This window comes from Rhodococcus sp. AG1013 (assembly GCF_003350365.1).
GTDB lineage: Bacteria > Actinomycetota > Actinomycetes > Mycobacteriales > Mycobacteriaceae > Prescottella.
In genome coordinates this window covers 331,088-346,071 of record NZ_QQAT01000001.1, presented here as the reverse complement: position 1 = coordinate 346,071, position 14,984 = coordinate 331,088, and the positions used below count along the sequence as shown (strand labels likewise).

The following is a 14,984-nucleotide window of genomic DNA, read 5'->3' as shown; positions in this document are numbered from 1 at the left end:
GCCGGCCTTCTCGCCACCGTGGTCGGCGTCGCCGTCGGGAATCTGGTGCGGATCGTGTTCCTCAGCTTCGAAACCCATCAGGGGATCGGCACCTACGCGCTCGCGCTACTGCTCGGTCTCGTCGTGTCGGCGATCTGGGGCGCAGTCGTCGGTCTGATCGTCGGTGGGGTTCAAGCCCTCGACGCACGAATCCGCCAAACCGTGGAACCGACCGTCGCCCGGCGGACGCGCCGACCCGCGAAGGCCGCGGCACGCTGATCCGTAGCGTCACACCTCGGGCGCGGTGACACGGACGAGCTGCGCCGATGCGACAAGCGCAGCGCCCTTCGATTCCATCCGACAACCACTCGATATCGGGAACGGATAGGCCGCCAAAGTTGTTGTAACCAATCAATACTCATCGCTCTGACACTCAGCACTCCGACCGACTGGGGCTGGCATCCTCATCGACACCCCAGAGGGGCTCGAGTATCGCGCACTGGGCGGGGATGGGCGTCAAGTCGTCAAGTCGTCAAGTCGAGCAAGAGCTGCGCGGCGCAACTCTTTGGTGAGTGGTCTACGGTCTGCGGATCGAGTAATCAGATCAACCTGGCAAAGGTCCACGTCAGCAATGTCTCGGTAGGTGACGCCGTCGTGTTGATAGCGATTGGCCACCGATTGCGCGGTGATCATAACATTGCCGCCGAGCGCAACGCCGTTGATCGCCTCCTCCATTGTTGCTGCCCAGCAACCATACTGAACGATCCGTCCGCTGGGACGAGGGTCTACCACCCACTCCTTCGTCCACTCACGGGCGATGCCTTTTGCGCCGACGACCGCGTAGCCGTCGAGGTCCCCGAGGGTCAATACCCCATACGTCGCGAGTGCCGAGTCGACTGGCACCGCCGCCACCCGCTTCTCTCGATGCACAACAATGCGGTCCAACTTGTCCGCCATCTCTCGATAGGGTGGACGAGCGAGAGACGCATCGACGTCACCACGAGCCAGTCGCGAAAGCTGATCACCCCACTCGAGTTGGATGAACTGCAGCCGAGCACCGGGGTTCTTCGCCGCGAAGTCCGCCAGAAAACCCTCGTCTCTCCGGCCTGGAAAGCCATTGATGAACCCGATTCGCAGGACCTCCTGGTCGGTCCTTTCTCCCAGCGCGATGCGCGAAGACGCCAGCGCGGCGCCCGCATGCACCATGAACTCCCTGCCACGGTCGGTGAGCCGGATCGGGGTGGTGCCACGCTCGACCAACTTGTAACCCACGGCGCCCTCCAGGCGTTGGATCTGCTGGGTCATCGCCGGCGGTGTGACGAACAATCGCGCCGCCGCACGCGCGAAGCTTCCCTCTTCGATCAGCACCTCCAACGAATTGACCAAAGTCAGATTCAAGAACGAGGACACAACCGACTCCTCCGATGAAGCAACTACTTAACCCTGTGTCGTGGATCTCAATTTACTGGTCAGCCGCACGGTGTCAAGGTGTTTGAGACCGGAAGAAATCCAAGAGCCGGAACATGATCGGGCCTTCAACCACCCGAAAGCCATCCAAGACGGGAACCCATGTCAGCAACTGCGAAGTCTCCTCAACGAGCACTCATCACCGGCGCCGCATCCGGAATCGGCTATGCGATTGCCGAGCAACTCATCGCCTCCGGAGCCTCCGTCCTTGCCTTCGATCTGGACAAGGACGGTCTGGCCGCGGCGGCCGAGAAGCTCGGAAGTTCCTACACAACGTTTTCCGGCAGCGTCGCTGAACCCGACGACGTCAAAGCCGCGGTGGAGAAGGCCGAACTTTCCCTCGGGGGAATCGACAGCCTGTTCAACGTCGCGGGCGGACTGCGCCCCGCCCCCATCACCGATCTCGCCGAAGCCGACTGGCACTTCACCATGAACGTGGTGCTCACTGGCGTCTACCTCTGTACCAAATACGTCGCGCAGTCCATGATCCGGACGGGAGTCGGTGGCGCGATCGTCAACATCTCCTCGGTCAACGCACACCTACCCCTGTACGGCGGAAGCGCTTACGCCGCGGGCAAAGCCGGCGCGGAGATGTTCGGCAAGAACGCCGCACTGGAGCTGGCCCGGCACGGAATCCGCGTCAACACTGTGCTTCCCGGACTCGTCGAGACTCCGATGGCGGGTTTCATCCTCGAGAACGAAGGCATCATGGACGAGTTCTATGCGAATGCCGTTCTCAAGCGTCCTGCACAGCCCGCAGAGCTCGCCGCTCCCGCAATCTTCCTGGCGGGAGCGGGCGCCAGTTACATCACCGGCACCAGCCTTGTTGTCGACGGCGGCTACGAAGTCGGCAGCTACCCCGACCTCAGCAAGTACCTTTAGGGAGAGAACAACAATGAGCACAGCATTTTCCGACCTGCCGGCAGCAGCCCCCCGAACCTCGTACGAGGAGGAGTTCGTCCACATGATGGACGACATCGACACCCTCATCGACAGCACCACCAATCCCATCCACCGCAAGATTCTTGTCAACTACCGCCGCCATGGCCTGTTGGAGGTGTCGGGACGCTACGACGAACTGCTCGCTCCCAATATGACCGTCGACTCGCCTCACTACCGGGTCTTCGAAGGCGGCCAAGGTGTGATCCTCGACGGAATGACCGAGGTTCGCGGCTTCTACCAGACACTGGCCGGCATGGACATGCTGGTGATGTGGACGGGCAAGCAGAAGATGGCGGTCGCGGACTGGGGATTCGCCGGCGAGGCGGAATTCAGTCAGTTTGTTCCGGGAAAGATGCTTGGTGACAACGTCTTCGGCAGTCTCGATGAGAGCACGTCCAGCAGTGCTTCGGAGTACGACGCTGACGCGTATTACCTGGTCCGTCGCACGCTCGCATTCGTCTGGCACTACGACAACGACGTCCGATTGATCGGCGAACACGTTTACGAGGATGCAAGTTCCAAGACTGTCAACAAGGTTGCGTCTGAGGACGTCATCAGCGGTTCCCGAGCCGCACAGTTGCTCGAGTCCGTGATCGACAAGTACGAACTCCCGGAGTAACGAACGCAAGAAGCCCGTCGTGATGGTGGATCCTGACGTCAGGTTTCACCATCACGATCGGGTCCGACCACACTGAACGGGTGGGAGGCAGCCCTCGGGCGAGAGTATCGAGTGAAGGCTGGCTCCTTGTGTCGTCCACACTCGAACTGCCATCGGATGTCAGGTCAATCTCTGAGCGTAATGTGGCGCACCGAAACCTGGGCGCCAATCCCCATCAGAAGTACCGGATGGGCGAGTCCACGAGTATGTGTCCTCGTAGTACCGCAGTTCCTCGGCGTCGAGCACCACCTCACCGGGCCAGGTGGATTCGTCGTCGGCGAGCCAGTGGATGTAGCTCGTCGACTCCGGATCGTGCCGGCCGGCGCGGGACAGGTTCGTACCCGCACCGGTGTCGCGGCGCATGAAGAGCCGGGAGAAGCGTTCGCCATCCTGGTCCACCAGTGCTCACACGTCGCGGGTGACCTGCTCGGGCACCACCTCGAAGACGGCGAGGCGGACGCCGTTGGTGTCGACGAATCTCGGTTCGGGAAGCATTCGATGTCTCCGGGAGACTAATTGAGGGACGAGACGGACTGCTTGATCTTCGGCACGGCGATGGACACCAGCGCGCCGAGTGCCGCAGCGCCCGCCGCGACGAGGAACGCACCTCGGAATCCGGCGGATTCGTAGGCAACACCCTGTCCGTCGGTCGCGAGCACGTAGTGGGCGAGGACGGTGAAGCCGATCGTGGAGATCAGCGTGCCGGCCAGGGTCTGCGCGACACCGACGAAGTTCGATCCGACGGCGCGCTCGGTCTCCGGGAGCGCCAGCAGAGCGAGATTGGGGACGGCGGCGTAGATCATGCAGCCGAGGCCGAACAGCATCCACGCGACGACGATGACCGCAGGAACCGTCGGAACGGCGGACAGGACGGCGGCCGCGATCGCGATGAACACCGCGCCGAAGATGAGGTGGTTGCGGAAACCGATCGAGCGCGCGGTGGCCCCGACGATGAATCCACTTGCCACGATCATCAATTGGCCGGGCAGCAACCACCCCGCCATCTCGGTGGCGGACAGCCCGAAGCCGTACGGGGTGCTCTCCGGGGCCTGCAGCAGCATCGGGGTGAGGCTGGCCAGCAGGGTCGTGGCACCGTACGCGATGCCACCGCCGATGAGGGTGTACCGCAGCGCGGGCTTCGTGATCAGGTCGAGACGGATCAGTGGTTCCTCGGTGCGTCGCTCCCACCACACCCACACCGCGAATCCGACGAGGGCGATACCGACGCACGTGAGTGTGCGACCGTCGGTGAGGCCCCACTCCTTGCCGCGGGACAGTCCGACCAGGACGACGAACATGCTCGCCGCGAGCAGAACCGCGCCGAACCAGTCGATGCGTGCGTGTGCACGAATCGGGGTCTCGGGCACGAAGAAGAACGTCAGCAGGGCGCCGACCGCGCAGAATCCGAACGCGAACCAGAACACAGACCGCATACCCAGGTGGTCGATGAGCACACCGCTGAGCAGCAGCGCACCGACACCGACGGCACCGACACCCGTATTGGCGATACTGATCGAGATGGGCTGCAACCGGGTCGGGAACGTGTCCCGAATGAGGGTGTACCCCAGCGCGAGACAAGCAAAGCCGGCACCGGAGAGGAAGCGTCCGGCAACCAGGATCGGGAATGTCGGCGCGATCGCCGAGATCAACGCGCCCAGCGCACCGATCGCGGCGGTGACGACGAGCATCCTCTTCTTGCCGTACAGGTCGGCGAGTTTGCCGATGATGGGTGAGGCCACCGCGCCCGAGAGCGTGAAGGCCGTCATCACCCACACCACCTGGGTGGTCTGGAACTCGGCGGCAACCTTCGGCAGGGTCGGCGCGAAGAGCGAGAAGCCCAGCGCCGACTGCTCCGTGAGCAGGAGCAGGATCAGAAGCGTGCGAACCCAGTATCGGGTCGGCCGTTCGGTCGCGGCAGTGCGCGTGGACACCTGCGGTTCGTCGGATCCGCCGGCAGAGGTCGAAACAGACATGACATGACTCCCTTTCACTCGTGGGCTAGCGAATGACGAAGTGCTCCTCGATCGGAGTCCGGTGCTGCTGCCAGACGTCGACCAGGCGCCACGGGCTGGCCACGATCACGCGGCCGCTGTCGTTGCGGTAGTAGGTGTGTGCGCCGGGGGTGTGCTTCCAGACCGTCTTCTCCATGGCACGATCGATCTCCTCGACGTACGCGTTGTACGCCGCGCGGGTCGGCTCGAGGGATCGTGCCCCGCGCTCGGCCAGCAGGTGCAGGCACTCGACGATGTAGTGGACCGCCACCTCGATACCGAAGTTGTTGCCGGCGCCGTGGCTCGGGTTGGCATTGGGCGCCGAGGTGATGAACAGATTCGGGAACCCGGGCACGGTCCCACCGCGGTAAGCGCGCGGATCGTTCCCGGCCCATTCCTCGGTGAGCAACTTGCCGTCCCGTCCCCGGATTTCCATGGTGGACAGGAAGTCCAGGTGGAAGCCGGTGGCATAGACGATGGCGTCGAGTTCGATCAGATCCCCGTCGGGGGTGACGATCCCCTCCGGTATGACGCGGGCCGGCTCGGCCGCGACCACCTCGACGTGCTCGCGGGTGAGCGCCGGGTAGTAGCCGCCCGGATCCCGGATGATGCGCTTGCCGAACGGCGCGAAGTCGGGCGTCACCTTGGTCGCCAGCTCCGACCCGGCCCCGAAGGTCCGGTCGATGTACGCGAGGCAGTCCTGCAGCAGCATGTCGTTGGCTCGGGAGATCGACAGGTGCGACGCAGCCCATTCGGGGTCGACGATCACCACCGGATAGGCGCTGTCCGCCGATCCCCAGAACGCCTTGAGTCGCAGCCAGTTCGCGTAGTACGGCACGTGCCGAGAGAGCCACCGATGATGCTCGGGTACGTCGTCGCTGTCCCGCTTGCGGGGCGCGACCCAGTGCGGCTGCCGCTGGAAGAGCGTCAGGTGTCGCACGTCGTCGACGATAGAATCGACGATCTGGGCCGACGTGCAGCCGGCCCCGATCACCGCGACCCTCTTGCCGGTCAGGTCCAGGGCCGGATCCCACTCCCCCGAGTGGATGCTGATGCCCGCGAACATCTCCCGACCCTCCACCGGAGGGAACTGCGGGCGGTTGAGGTAGCCCGCGGCGGTGATCACCGTCGCGGCGTGCTCGGTCGATCGAGTGCCGTCCGCGCTGCGCACGTGGATGTTCCACCGGTAGGACGCGTCGTCCCAGACCAGCGATTCCACCTCGGTGCCGAAGCGGGTGTGGCGGCGGATCCCGTGCCGGTCCGCGACGCCGCGCAGGTAGTCCTGGTACTCGCCGCCCTTCGGGTAGTAGCTGGTCCAGTCGGGGTTCAGCTCGGTCGACAGCGAGTAGTACGACGACGGCGTGTCGACCCCGACGCCGGGATAGTTCTGGATCAGCCAGGTTCCGCCGACGTCCTCGTTGCGCTCGTAGATCCGGTACGCGATACCCTCCTTTGTCGCGGCGAGGGCCGCCGCGATCCCCGCCAGGCCGCCACCGATGATCGCCACGTCCAGGTCGGCGGGCAGCGGCGTCGTGCGCGGGAGCACAGGTCGGGCGGAGTGGAATCCGCCCTGCTCGAGCAGCATCGGCAAGAACTCCTCGCCCATCGCCACCCCGAGTGCGAGCGGGGCGAGCCGGGCGAAGAAGGCCGGGTCGTCGGGCGCGAGGTCCGGCGCGGGCCGCTCCTCCGACCCGAGCACGTCCACCAAACGTTCGATGATCTCGGCGACCGTGTCGCTGTCCGCCACGGCCGCCATCTCGGGCGGGTCCGAGATGTGCGAGATGGCGTCGACGTGGCGATCGAGCACCGCATGATCACCCGTGAGCTGCGCGAGCACCGCCAACAGGACGGCCGGGTCAGCGAGGCGAAGGTGGGCCCGCAGCAGCCCGGGATCGACCGAGTCGTCTGCCGCGAACCGTGGTGCAGTGGTACTTGATGTCATGGGAATCTCCTTGCAGGCCTGAATGTCCGAGGCCTGGTGGCGTTCGTCGTGGAGCAGGAGTACCTACCGCATGACCGGGACCGGCGGCGGCGTGAATCGGGACATTAGGCCACCCGACAGCTCGTGTCCATACCAATGTCCCGTTTAGCAGACTGTCAGTCTGACTTTTTGCCCAAAGGTCTACCGAAGACGTCCCGGGTGGGCTACCGTCCCACCATCGCCACCCGCGCGGAGCCCGCATCCGCGGATTCACCACACGAAAGGTGTTGCCTGTCATGGACCCTCTGCGATTCGACGGACAAGTCGCCCTCATCACCGGCGTGTCCACGTTCGGACTCGGGCTCGCATACGCCCGCCTCCTCGCCGCCCGGGGTTGTGCGGTGGTCGTCAACGACCTCGGCCGGGACTGGAGCGGGTCGGCCAGCACCCCCGGCACCGAGGAGGCCGTTCGGCTGATCACCGAGGACGGCGGTTCCGCGATCGGGGTCACCGGCGACGTCGTGACCGAGGCGGACGCGATCGTCCAGGCCGCCGTCGACGCGTTCGGGCGCCTGGACATCGTCATCAACAACGCGGGAGCCGGTGGCAACTTCGATACGTTGATCGACGTGCACCTCCGTGGCGCCAACCGGATCAGTGAGTCGGCCTGGACGCACCTGTCCGCCAACGGAAACGGACGCATCCTCAACATCTCGTCGAGCGGCAGCTTCGGCGCTCCGGCCATGCCGGGCTACGCCGCCGCGAAGGGCGGAATCCTCTCGCTCACCCGCACCCAGGCGATCCTCGGGACGCGGGACGGTGTCCGGTCCAACGCGATCCTCCCCTCGGCGTGGACGCGCTCCACCGCCGGGATCGAGCAGCCCGGATTCGGCGAGTTCCTGCAGTCGCATTTCCCGCCCGAAGCCGTTGCTGCATTCGCGACCTACCTGCTCCACGCCGACACGGCGATCACCGGCGAGGCGTTCGCCGTGGGCGGCGGTCTCGTCGCCCGCGTCGTTCAGGCCGAGACGGCCGGTGCACTGGCCTCCGACCACTCCCCCGAGAGCTGGCCCGCGCTGATCGATCAGGTGATGCAGCCCGACGACATGATCATCCCGCCGTCCATGTGGTCGCACCTCGACGCGTTCGTCGGCCGCATGAGCCCCCAGGCGCGCGGGGACTGGGCCGCGGTGAAGATCGCGCCCGACGTCACCGGCAAGGTCCAGGCCTGACCCCCGATCACCAGGAGAATCCCATCATGCTCGAGCTCGATCCCGATGTGGCCGCCTATCTGGGCACCCGCCAGGACAACTGGGTACCCATGCACGAGGCCGGCGTCGAGGCCGCACGCGCGGCACTGAACGCCCTGCCTCGACGCCCCGGACCCGACATGCACAGCGTCGAGGACCGCGTCGTCGACGGACCGCACGGGCCCCTGCCCCTCCGGATCTACCGTCCGGTGGACGCGCCGGATCTCCCGGCGATCGTGTACTTCCACGGCGGCGGACTGGTCATCGGGAGCGTCGACACGTTCGACATCCTCGCCCGGATGCTCGCGCAGGCCGCCGAGGCGGTCGTCGTCAGCGTGGACTACCGGCTCGCCCCCGAGCACCGGTATCCGGTCGCCACCGACGAGGCCTACTTCTCGGTGCAGTGGCTCGGCGCGAACGCCGCCGACCTCGGGGTCGATCCGGCGCGGATCGCCGTGGCCGGGGACAGCGCGGGCGCGACGCTCGCGGCCGGCGCCGCGCTGCAGATCCGCGAGGAGGGCGGGGTGCCGTTGGTGTTCCAGCTGCACATCTACGCCGGCATCGACCGGGACGACACCCGGCCGTCGGTTCTCGAGTTCGCGGACGGCCCGATCATCACCGCGGGCGACTTCGCGTGGACCAAGAACCTGTATCTCGGCGACGATCCGGGCGCGGACCATCCGTACGGTGTGCCCAGTCTCGCCGAGGACCTGTCCGGATTGCCCGCGACCATCATCGTCACCGCGTCGCACGACCCCAGCCGAGACGGCGCCGAGGAGTACGGACACCGGCTGCGCGACGCCGGTGTGCAGACTGCCGTTCTACGTTATCCCGGTGTCGCACACGGATTCCTGATGCACGCCGACCGTCACGTCCGTGCCCGTCTGGCGCTCGCCGAGATCGGCGGCCTGATGCGGGCCAAGTTCATGTTCGGGTGAGGGCGGCGCACCACACATCCGTGACGGTGTCGATGGCACCGTCACGGTCGGCGTCCCAGCCGCGGACGAGCCACGTGTTGAGGAACAGCTCCAGTCCGCTGATCAGCAGCAGCGCCCGGCGCTCCGCGTCGGCGGCATCGAATCGACTCCACAGCTCGGCGTTCGCGGTGAGGGCGTCGACGAACCGGCGGTGGTAGTCCAGATAGAACTCGTCGAACCGCACCAGGCCGGCGGCCTGCACCCGCAGCTTGTCGCGGCTCGCTTCCCACGCGTCGACCACGCTCTGCACCCAGGCACGGATCGTGGCCCGCGACCAATCCGGCAGCCCTCCGAAGTCCCGGTACAACGATTCGGCCCGATCCCACATCTCCTCCACGACGGCCTGGACGATCGCGTCCTTGCTCGGGAAGTAGGCGTAGAGGGTGGCCCGACTCGCCCCGGCTGCCTTGGCGATGTCGTCGATCGTGGTTTCCCGGAACCCACGCTCACCGATCAGCCGTGCCGCCGCTTCCAGCAGATGCGCTCGACTCTGACGCTTCTGCAGTTCACGCAACGACAACTGCTCGGCGGGTTCAGTTCCCATACCGGGAGTCTAATGACAGCCGATATCTGTCAGTGACCGGCCTTACACTCCCGCCATGACTGTCGAAGTCACACGCGCTCAGGTGCTCTCGTATCGCTGGCACGTCCAGCAACTCGATCGTGGCAGCGGGATCGCCACCGGACCCACCGACTGCGACATCCTCGATCTCGGGATCCAGAACACCGGACCCGACGGCGCCGCGTGGGCCCTGTTCGTGCGCGGCGCACCGCAGGCCTCCCCCGGCGACCTGGCGCTCGCCTGGACGCTGCGCGGCGCCCCGCACAGCTACCGGCGGGCGGACCTGCCGCAGGTCGCCGTCGCCACCGCGCCCTTGTCGGACGCCGACGCCGCCAAACGCATCTTCGACGCCAACCGTCCGCTGAAGGCGGCCGGGATCGGGACGCTCGACGCGCTGCGGGAGGTGGCGGGTGCGATGCGGGAGATCGTCGACGCCCCCACCGTCAAGGGCGAGATGTCGGCGGCACTGACCGCCCGGATGAGCGAGCCGTATCTGCGGTTCTGCCGGCCGTGCAACGCCACCCACATGTACGAGATGCCGTTCCGGCTCGCGGCCCTGCAGGCCGGCCTCGAGTTACGCCCGAACACCTCGCCGCCGGTTCTCGAACGCATCCCCGGATGGGGATCGAAGCCGTACAACCGCACCGGCGCCGACGCGGATCCGCGGTTCGACGTGATCCGCGGCTACCTGCGCTTCTTCGGCCCCGCCGACCCGAAGGCCGTCGCCGCCTACATCGACGCCCCGGTCAAGGACGTCAAGGCGCACTGGCCCGACGACACGGTGGACGTGGTCGTCGGGGGCGCGCCGCGCTCGATGCTCGCCTCCGACCGCGACGGGCTGGGTGCCGCACCACCGGATCGATCCGCGCGCCTGCTCGGCCCGTTCGACCCCTATCTGCAGCTGAAGGATCGCGAACTCCTCGTCTCCGACGAGGCGCGCCGCAAGGCGCTGTGGCCCACGCTCGGGCGCCCCGGCGCGATCGCGATCGGCGGCGAGATCGTCGGACTGTGGCGGCCGCGGACATCGGGCAAGAAGCTCTCGATCGAGGTGACGCCGTGGGAGAAGCTGTCGAGATCCGATCGCCGCTCGCTGGACGAGCAGGCGGCGGCGCTCGCGGAGTTCCGGGGCGTCACGCTCGCGGGCGTCACCGAGAAGGTCTAGCCCAGGGAGGCGTGCCAGACCAGGGCGGCGGCGAGGGCACCGATGCCGTTGAGCGACCAGTGCAGCGCGATCGGGGCCAGCAGGCTGCCGCTGCGGCGGCGCAACCACGTGAAGACGAAGCCGGCCGCGGCGGTCGCGGCGACCGCACCCGCGATACCGAGGACCTGGCCGACGAACCCGCCACCCAGGATCCCGGTGAGACCACGATTGCTGGTGGTCAGCCCCAGCGACGACGCAATGTGCCACAAGCCGAACATGAGCGAACCGGCCGCGAAGACGCCGCGGGCGCCGGAGACCCGGGACAGCGTCCCCTGCAACACACCGCGGAACGCGAGTTCCTCCGGGATGACCGTCTGCAGCGGGATCACGATCATCGACGCGATCAGGGCACCGGAAATGGTGGCGTAGCGGTCGGCCATGAAGAACTGGCGGGTGAGGGGCAGCGCGATCCCGATCCCGACGACCGCGAGCACCAGCCCGACGGACGCGAGCGCGTACAGCGAACCCTTGCGCCAGTGCCGGGGCGAGAGCCCCAGTTCGGCCCAGCCCAGGCCACGGCGGCGAGTGAGGGCAACCAGGATCACCGCGGAGATCGGCACGGTCGCGATACTCGCCCACGGGGTGGTGAAGTGCGCGATGAGATTGGTCGATACGAGCACCGCGACGACGACGGCCACGTCGAGCCAGGCGTGCGCTGCTCGGATCCGATGCAGTCCCGACGCGTGGCCGAGGCCGGAATTCACGGAATGGCCCACGCCCACAGTTTCGACAGTCATATGCGGTGCTGCCCCAACCCCTGCGGCTCGTCACGAGACGACGCGCTGCAGATCGTTATCCGGTTGTTATTTATACAAGCCTACGGAAATCTGCGGGTCCACTGCGGTGACCTCGAACACACGATGTTCGGCACACCTCGATGATATGCGCGCACCGGACGCCCCGATTCGGGCCGCTCGCGCCACGCGGCTAGCCTGAACGTCGAACTTCGCACCCCCGTGTTCAGGAGAGATGATGGCCGAATTCCTCTACGAGGACCTGCTGCCGATCGGTGAAGACCCCACCGAGTACCGGCTGCTCACCACCGAGGGGGTGTCCACCGTCGAAGGACCGGACGGCCGCACCTTCCTGAAGGTCGAGCCCGAGGCCATGCGGCTCCTCACCGAGACGGCTCTGCACGACATCTCGCACTACCTGCGCACCGACCACCTCAAGCAGGTCGCGAGCATCCTCGACGATCCCGAGGCGTCGAACAACGACAAGTTCGTGGCACTGGATCTGCTGAAGAACGCCAACATCGCGGCGGCCGGCGTGCTGCCGATGTGTCAGGACACCGGCACCGCGATCGTCATGGGCAAGCGCGGCCAGCACGTGCTCACCCCGGGCGACGACGAGGAGTCGATCACGCGCGGCGTGTACGACGCGTACACCCGGCTGAACCTGCGCTACTCGCAGAACGCCCCCATCACGATGTGGGACGAGAAGAACACGGGCAACAACCTGCCCGCGCAGATCGAGCTGTACGCGGACACCGCGAAGGGCCACGAGAACTCCTACAAGTTCCTCTTCATGGCCAAGGGCGGCGGATCGGCCAACAAGTCGTACCTGTACCAGGAGACCAAGGCCATCCTGAACCCGGACTCGATGATGCAGTTCCTCGAGGCCAAGATCCGTTCGCTCGGCACGGCGGCCTGCCCGCCGTACCACCTCGCGATCGTCGTCGGCGGCACGTCCGCCGAGTTCGCGCTCAAGACGGCCAAGTATGCGTCGGCGCACTACCTCGACGAGCTGCCGACCGAGGGCGCGATCACCGGCCGCGGCTTCCGTGACCACGAGCTCGAGAAGCAGGTCTTCGAGCTCACCCAGAAGATCGGCATCGGCGCGCAGTTCGGTGGCAAGTACTTCTGCCACGACGTCCGCGTCATCCGTCTGCCCCGCCACGGCGCCTCGCTGCCCGTCGCGATCGCCGTCTCGTGCTCGGCCGACCGCCAGGCCAAGGCGAAGATCACCCCCGAGGGCGTCTTCCTCGAGCAGCTCGAGTTCAACCCCGGCCAGTTCCTGCCCGAGGTCACCGACACCCAGCTCGACGCCGAGACCGACGGCATCTCGGGCACCGGCAAGGGCGCCGCGGTCAAGATCGACCTCACCCGCCCGATGCCGGAGATCCTGGCCGAGCTGTCCAAGCACCCGGTCAAGACCCGGCTGTCGCTGACCGGCCCGCTGGTCGTCGCGCGCGACATCGCGCACGCGAAGATCAAGGAGCGCCTGGACGCCGGCGAGGAGATGCCGCAGTACCTCAAGGACCACCCGGTGTACTACGCCGGCCCGGCCAAGACCCCCGAGGGCATGGCATCGGGTTCCTTCGGCCCCACCACGGCCGGCCGCATGGACTCGTACGTCGAGCAGTTCCAGGCGGCGGGCGGATCGATGATCATGCTGGCCAAGGGAAATCGGTCCAAGCAGGTCACCGACGCGTGCAACACGCACGGCGGCTTCTACCTCGGCTCCATCGGCGGCCCGGCGGCGCGTCTGGCGCTGGACTGCATCAAGAACGTCGAGATCGTCGAGTACGAAGAGCTCGGCATGGAGGCGGTCTGGAAGATCGACGTCGAGGATTTCCCGGCGTTCATCGTCGTCGACGACAAGGGCAACGACTTCTTCGCCCACACCGGCGAGGTCACTCTCACGATCGGCAAGCGCCCCGGCATCTGAGCCTGCGCGTCGAACACCGAAGGCCCGGTGGAGCATTCGCTCCGCCGGGCCTTCGGCGTTCCGCGGCTACAGCACGTACGGAACCAGCCGCTTGGTCCGGCGCATGTACTGCCGGTACGGCTCCCCCAGCCCGTCGACGAGCACCCGCTCCTCGTGTGGAATCCGGACCACGTACGCGGCGGCCAGGGCGAGCACCGTCAGCGGTGCGAGCCAGTTCGTATAGGCGACCGTGAATCCCAACGCGCACACCAGTGCACCGGTGTACGACGGATGCCGGATCCGCCGGTAGAGACCGGTGTCGATCACCGACTGCCCCGGTGCGGTCTGCAGCTGGAATGTGAACGACGCCCCGAGTTCGTGGACCGCCCGCAGCCGCAGTCCCTGCCCGGCCGCGGCCACCAGCAGGCCGATCCAGAAGTACCACCACGCGCCCGTCGTGGTCACCGTCGTCGACACCAGCACGCTCACCGCCGCCCCACCGACATACGAGACCATCAGGCCGAGCCCGACAGCGGGACCGGTCCATCCGTCACGGTGTGAGCCGCCGCCGGGATGAGTTCGCCCGATCCGGTACTCGGAGTACAGCAACGCGACGAACGCGAATGCGAGGATCACCGCCGCGGTCGGTTCGGTGGCGAACAGTGGCAGGGCCGAACCGTCGCCGGTCACGGCCGAGGCGCCTCCCCCACGCCGATCGCGATCAACGGGTGCCGTGCGGGGTCGAGTCGGCCGAGGATCGACGCCAGCGAATCACGGTCGATCGCAACGCAACCAGCCGTCGGAGCGCCGTCGGTGACGTGCAGGAAGATTGCCGATCCTGCGCCGGGCGTGCGCGCGGAATTGTATCCGATCACCGCAGCGTAGTCGTACGCCGCATCGGCGGCGTAAAGGTTCTCGCTGGCGGCGCCCGGGCTGACCGACTGCCGCACGTGTGTGTTGTAACCGGGTGAGGCGGGGTTCGAATCCCACCAGTCCTGCACATCGGTACGGAAGTACGGCATCGCGGTGCCCGGATCGGGAAGCCGGCCGAAGGCCCCGGTCAGCGGGAACACCCCGGCCGGGGTGCGGGCCGAGAATTCGCTCGCCGCCCCGATCCCTTCCGCGCCGACCTGCGCGACCACCGGCCCGGCAACCTCGTGCCAGACGCCGTCGGCGCCCCGCTCCCATGCCGTGAGTTCCGCGACTGTTGCCTCCGGTGTCGGGGCGAAGACCGTGATGACTTGGTTCGAGGTGCCGGCGAAGATCACCGAATCGACCGCCGCGCCCGCGCGGGGGGCTCCCACCAGCCCGAACGCCAACGCGATCAGCACCATCAGACCGTTGGTCCACAGCCGATGCCACCGTCCGCGCCGGATCTCCGCCATCC

The 14,984-nt window shown here is 66.8% G+C and carries 15 protein-coding genes; 7 read left to right on the top strand and 8 right to left on the bottom strand.

Annotation, left to right across the window (positions count from 1 at the left end; genetic code table 11):
* Positions 1-18: 18 nt before the first annotated feature.
* A complete protein-coding gene (locus DEU38_RS01705) occupies positions 19-258 on the top strand; it encodes a hypothetical protein (RefSeq protein WP_258557595.1) in 240 nt (79 codons plus the stop codon).
* Positions 259-495: 237 nt separating this feature from the next.
* On the opposite strand, the gene DEU38_RS01700 is transcribed toward DEU38_RS01705, so the two are convergent.
* Positions 496-1,389 carry a LysR family transcriptional regulator gene (locus DEU38_RS01700; protein ID WP_114718380.1) on the bottom strand — a complete coding sequence of 298 codons (894 nt, stop codon included), beginning with the start codon at positions 1,387-1,389 and terminating at the stop codon, positions 496-498.
* A gap of 159 nt (positions 1,390-1,548) precedes the next feature.
* On the opposite strand from DEU38_RS01700, the gene DEU38_RS01695 reads away from it, so the two are divergent.
* Together DEU38_RS01695 and DEU38_RS01690 are read left to right on the top strand one after the other, a co-directional pair.
* Complete coding sequence (locus tag DEU38_RS01695; protein ID WP_114718379.1) at positions 1,549-2,328, top strand: SDR family NAD(P)-dependent oxidoreductase; 780 nt, start codon at positions 1,549-1,551, stop codon at positions 2,326-2,328.
* 82 nt (positions 2,329-2,410) lie between these two features.
* Positions 2,411-3,007 (top strand): hypothetical protein, encoded by a 597-nt coding sequence (locus DEU38_RS01690; RefSeq protein WP_258557594.1) that lies wholly within the window; start codon positions 2,411-2,413, stop codon positions 3,005-3,007.
* A 159-nt stretch (positions 3,008-3,166) separates the two neighbouring features.
* Here DEU38_RS01690 and DEU38_RS01685 read toward each other — a convergent pair whose 3' ends face one another.
* The 3 genes from DEU38_RS01685 to DEU38_RS01675 all read right to left on the bottom strand — a co-directional run bounded on the left by DEU38_RS01685 (position 3,167) and on the right by DEU38_RS01675 (position 6,979).
* Positions 3,167-3,445, bottom strand: coding sequence for a hypothetical protein (locus DEU38_RS01685; protein WP_114718377.1), 279 nt, complete (start codon positions 3,443-3,445; stop codon positions 3,167-3,169).
* A 113-nt stretch (positions 3,446-3,558) separates the two neighbouring features.
* On the bottom strand, positions 3,559-5,019 hold the full coding sequence (locus tag DEU38_RS01680) for an MFS transporter (RefSeq protein WP_114718376.1): 1,461 nt from the start codon (positions 5,017-5,019) through the stop codon (positions 3,559-3,561).
* A gap of 25 nt (positions 5,020-5,044) precedes the next feature.
* Positions 5,045-6,979 (bottom strand): NAD(P)/FAD-dependent oxidoreductase, encoded by a 1,935-nt coding sequence (locus DEU38_RS01675; protein WP_114718375.1) that lies wholly within the window; start codon positions 6,977-6,979, stop codon positions 5,045-5,047.
* A gap of 275 nt (positions 6,980-7,254) precedes the next feature.
* Here DEU38_RS01675 and DEU38_RS01670 point away from each other — a divergent pair, with 275 nt between their 5' ends.
* Positions 7,255-8,190, top strand: a complete 936-nt coding sequence (locus tag DEU38_RS01670) for an SDR family oxidoreductase (RefSeq protein ID WP_114718374.1) — start codon at positions 7,255-7,257, stop codon at positions 8,188-8,190.
* Positions 8,191-8,216: 26 nt separating this feature from the next.
* Positions 8,217-9,146, top strand: coding sequence for an alpha/beta hydrolase (locus DEU38_RS01665; protein ID WP_114718373.1), 930 nt, complete (start codon positions 8,217-8,219; stop codon positions 9,144-9,146).
* On the opposite strand, the gene DEU38_RS01660 is transcribed toward DEU38_RS01665, so the two are convergent.
* Entirely contained in the window at positions 9,133-9,729 is a 597-nt protein-coding gene (locus DEU38_RS01660) for a TetR/AcrR family transcriptional regulator (protein WP_114718372.1), read from the bottom strand. The two genes, DEU38_RS01665 and DEU38_RS01660, sit on opposite strands and share 14 nt — an antisense overlap.
* A gap of 55 nt (positions 9,730-9,784) precedes the next feature.
* Between DEU38_RS01660 and DEU38_RS01655 the strand changes: the two genes are divergently transcribed.
* Positions 9,785-10,909 (top strand): winged helix DNA-binding domain-containing protein, encoded by a 1,125-nt coding sequence (locus tag DEU38_RS01655; protein ID WP_114718371.1) that lies wholly within the window; start codon positions 9,785-9,787, stop codon positions 10,907-10,909.
* Here the strand turns inward: DEU38_RS01655 and DEU38_RS01650 are convergent.
* Positions 10,906-11,685, bottom strand: coding sequence for a CPBP family intramembrane glutamic endopeptidase (locus DEU38_RS01650; protein ID WP_397484179.1), 780 nt, complete (start codon positions 11,683-11,685; stop codon positions 10,906-10,908). The genes DEU38_RS01655 and DEU38_RS01650 overlap by 4 nt on opposite strands.
* A gap of 235 nt (positions 11,686-11,920) precedes the next feature.
* Between DEU38_RS01650 and DEU38_RS01645 the strand changes: the two genes are divergently transcribed.
* The gene (locus tag DEU38_RS01645) at positions 11,921-13,618 is read left to right on the top strand and encodes a fumarate hydratase (protein ID WP_114718561.1); all 1,698 of its coding nucleotides are present in this window, start codon (positions 11,921-11,923) and stop codon (positions 13,616-13,618) included.
* 66 nt (positions 13,619-13,684) lie between these two features.
* Here the strand turns inward: DEU38_RS01645 and DEU38_RS01640 are convergent, their stop codons facing one another.
* Together DEU38_RS01640 and DEU38_RS01635 are read right to left on the bottom strand one after the other, a co-directional pair.
* The gene (locus tag DEU38_RS01640) at positions 13,685-14,287 is read right to left on the bottom strand and encodes an isoprenylcysteine carboxylmethyltransferase family protein (RefSeq protein ID WP_114718370.1); all 603 of its coding nucleotides are present in this window, start codon (positions 14,285-14,287) and stop codon (positions 13,685-13,687) included.
* Positions 14,284-14,982, bottom strand: coding sequence for a L,D-transpeptidase (locus tag DEU38_RS01635; protein WP_114718369.1), 699 nt, complete (start codon positions 14,980-14,982; stop codon positions 14,284-14,286). The genes DEU38_RS01640 and DEU38_RS01635 overlap by 4 nt, the downstream gene beginning before the upstream one ends.
* Positions 14,983-14,984: the final 2 nt, after the last annotated feature.

Coding starts and splice junctions, on each gene's coding strand:
- DEU38_RS01695 (WP_114718379.1), top strand. CDS start 1,549: ATGTCAGCAACTGCGAAGTCTCCTCAACGAGCACTCATCACCGGCGCC.
- DEU38_RS01690 (WP_258557594.1), top strand. CDS start 2,411: ATGATGGACGACATCGACACCCTCATCGACAGCACCACCAATCCCATC.
- DEU38_RS01680 (WP_114718376.1), bottom strand. CDS start 5,019: ATGTCTGTTTCGACCTCTGCCGGCGGATCCGACGAACCGCAGGTGTCC.
- DEU38_RS01675 (WP_114718375.1), bottom strand. CDS start 6,979: ATGACATCAAGTACCACTGCACCACGGTTCGCGGCAGACGACTCGGTC.
- DEU38_RS01670 (WP_114718374.1), top strand. CDS start 7,255: ATGGACCCTCTGCGATTCGACGGACAAGTCGCCCTCATCACCGGCGTG.
- DEU38_RS01665 (WP_114718373.1), top strand. CDS start 8,217: ATGCTCGAGCTCGATCCCGATGTGGCCGCCTATCTGGGCACCCGCCAG.
- DEU38_RS01660 (WP_114718372.1), bottom strand. CDS start 9,729: ATGGGAACTGAACCCGCCGAGCAGTTGTCGTTGCGTGAACTGCAGAAG.
- DEU38_RS01655 (WP_114718371.1), top strand. CDS start 9,785: ATGACTGTCGAAGTCACACGCGCTCAGGTGCTCTCGTATCGCTGGCAC.
- DEU38_RS01650 (WP_397484179.1), bottom strand. CDS start 11,685: ATGACTGTCGAAACTGTGGGCGTGGGCCATTCCGTGAATTCCGGCCTC.
- DEU38_RS01645 (WP_114718561.1), top strand. CDS start 11,921: ATGGCCGAATTCCTCTACGAGGACCTGCTGCCGATCGGTGAAGACCCC.
- DEU38_RS01635 (WP_114718369.1), bottom strand. CDS start 14,982: ATGGCGGAGATCCGGCGCGGACGGTGGCATCGGCTGTGGACCAACGGT.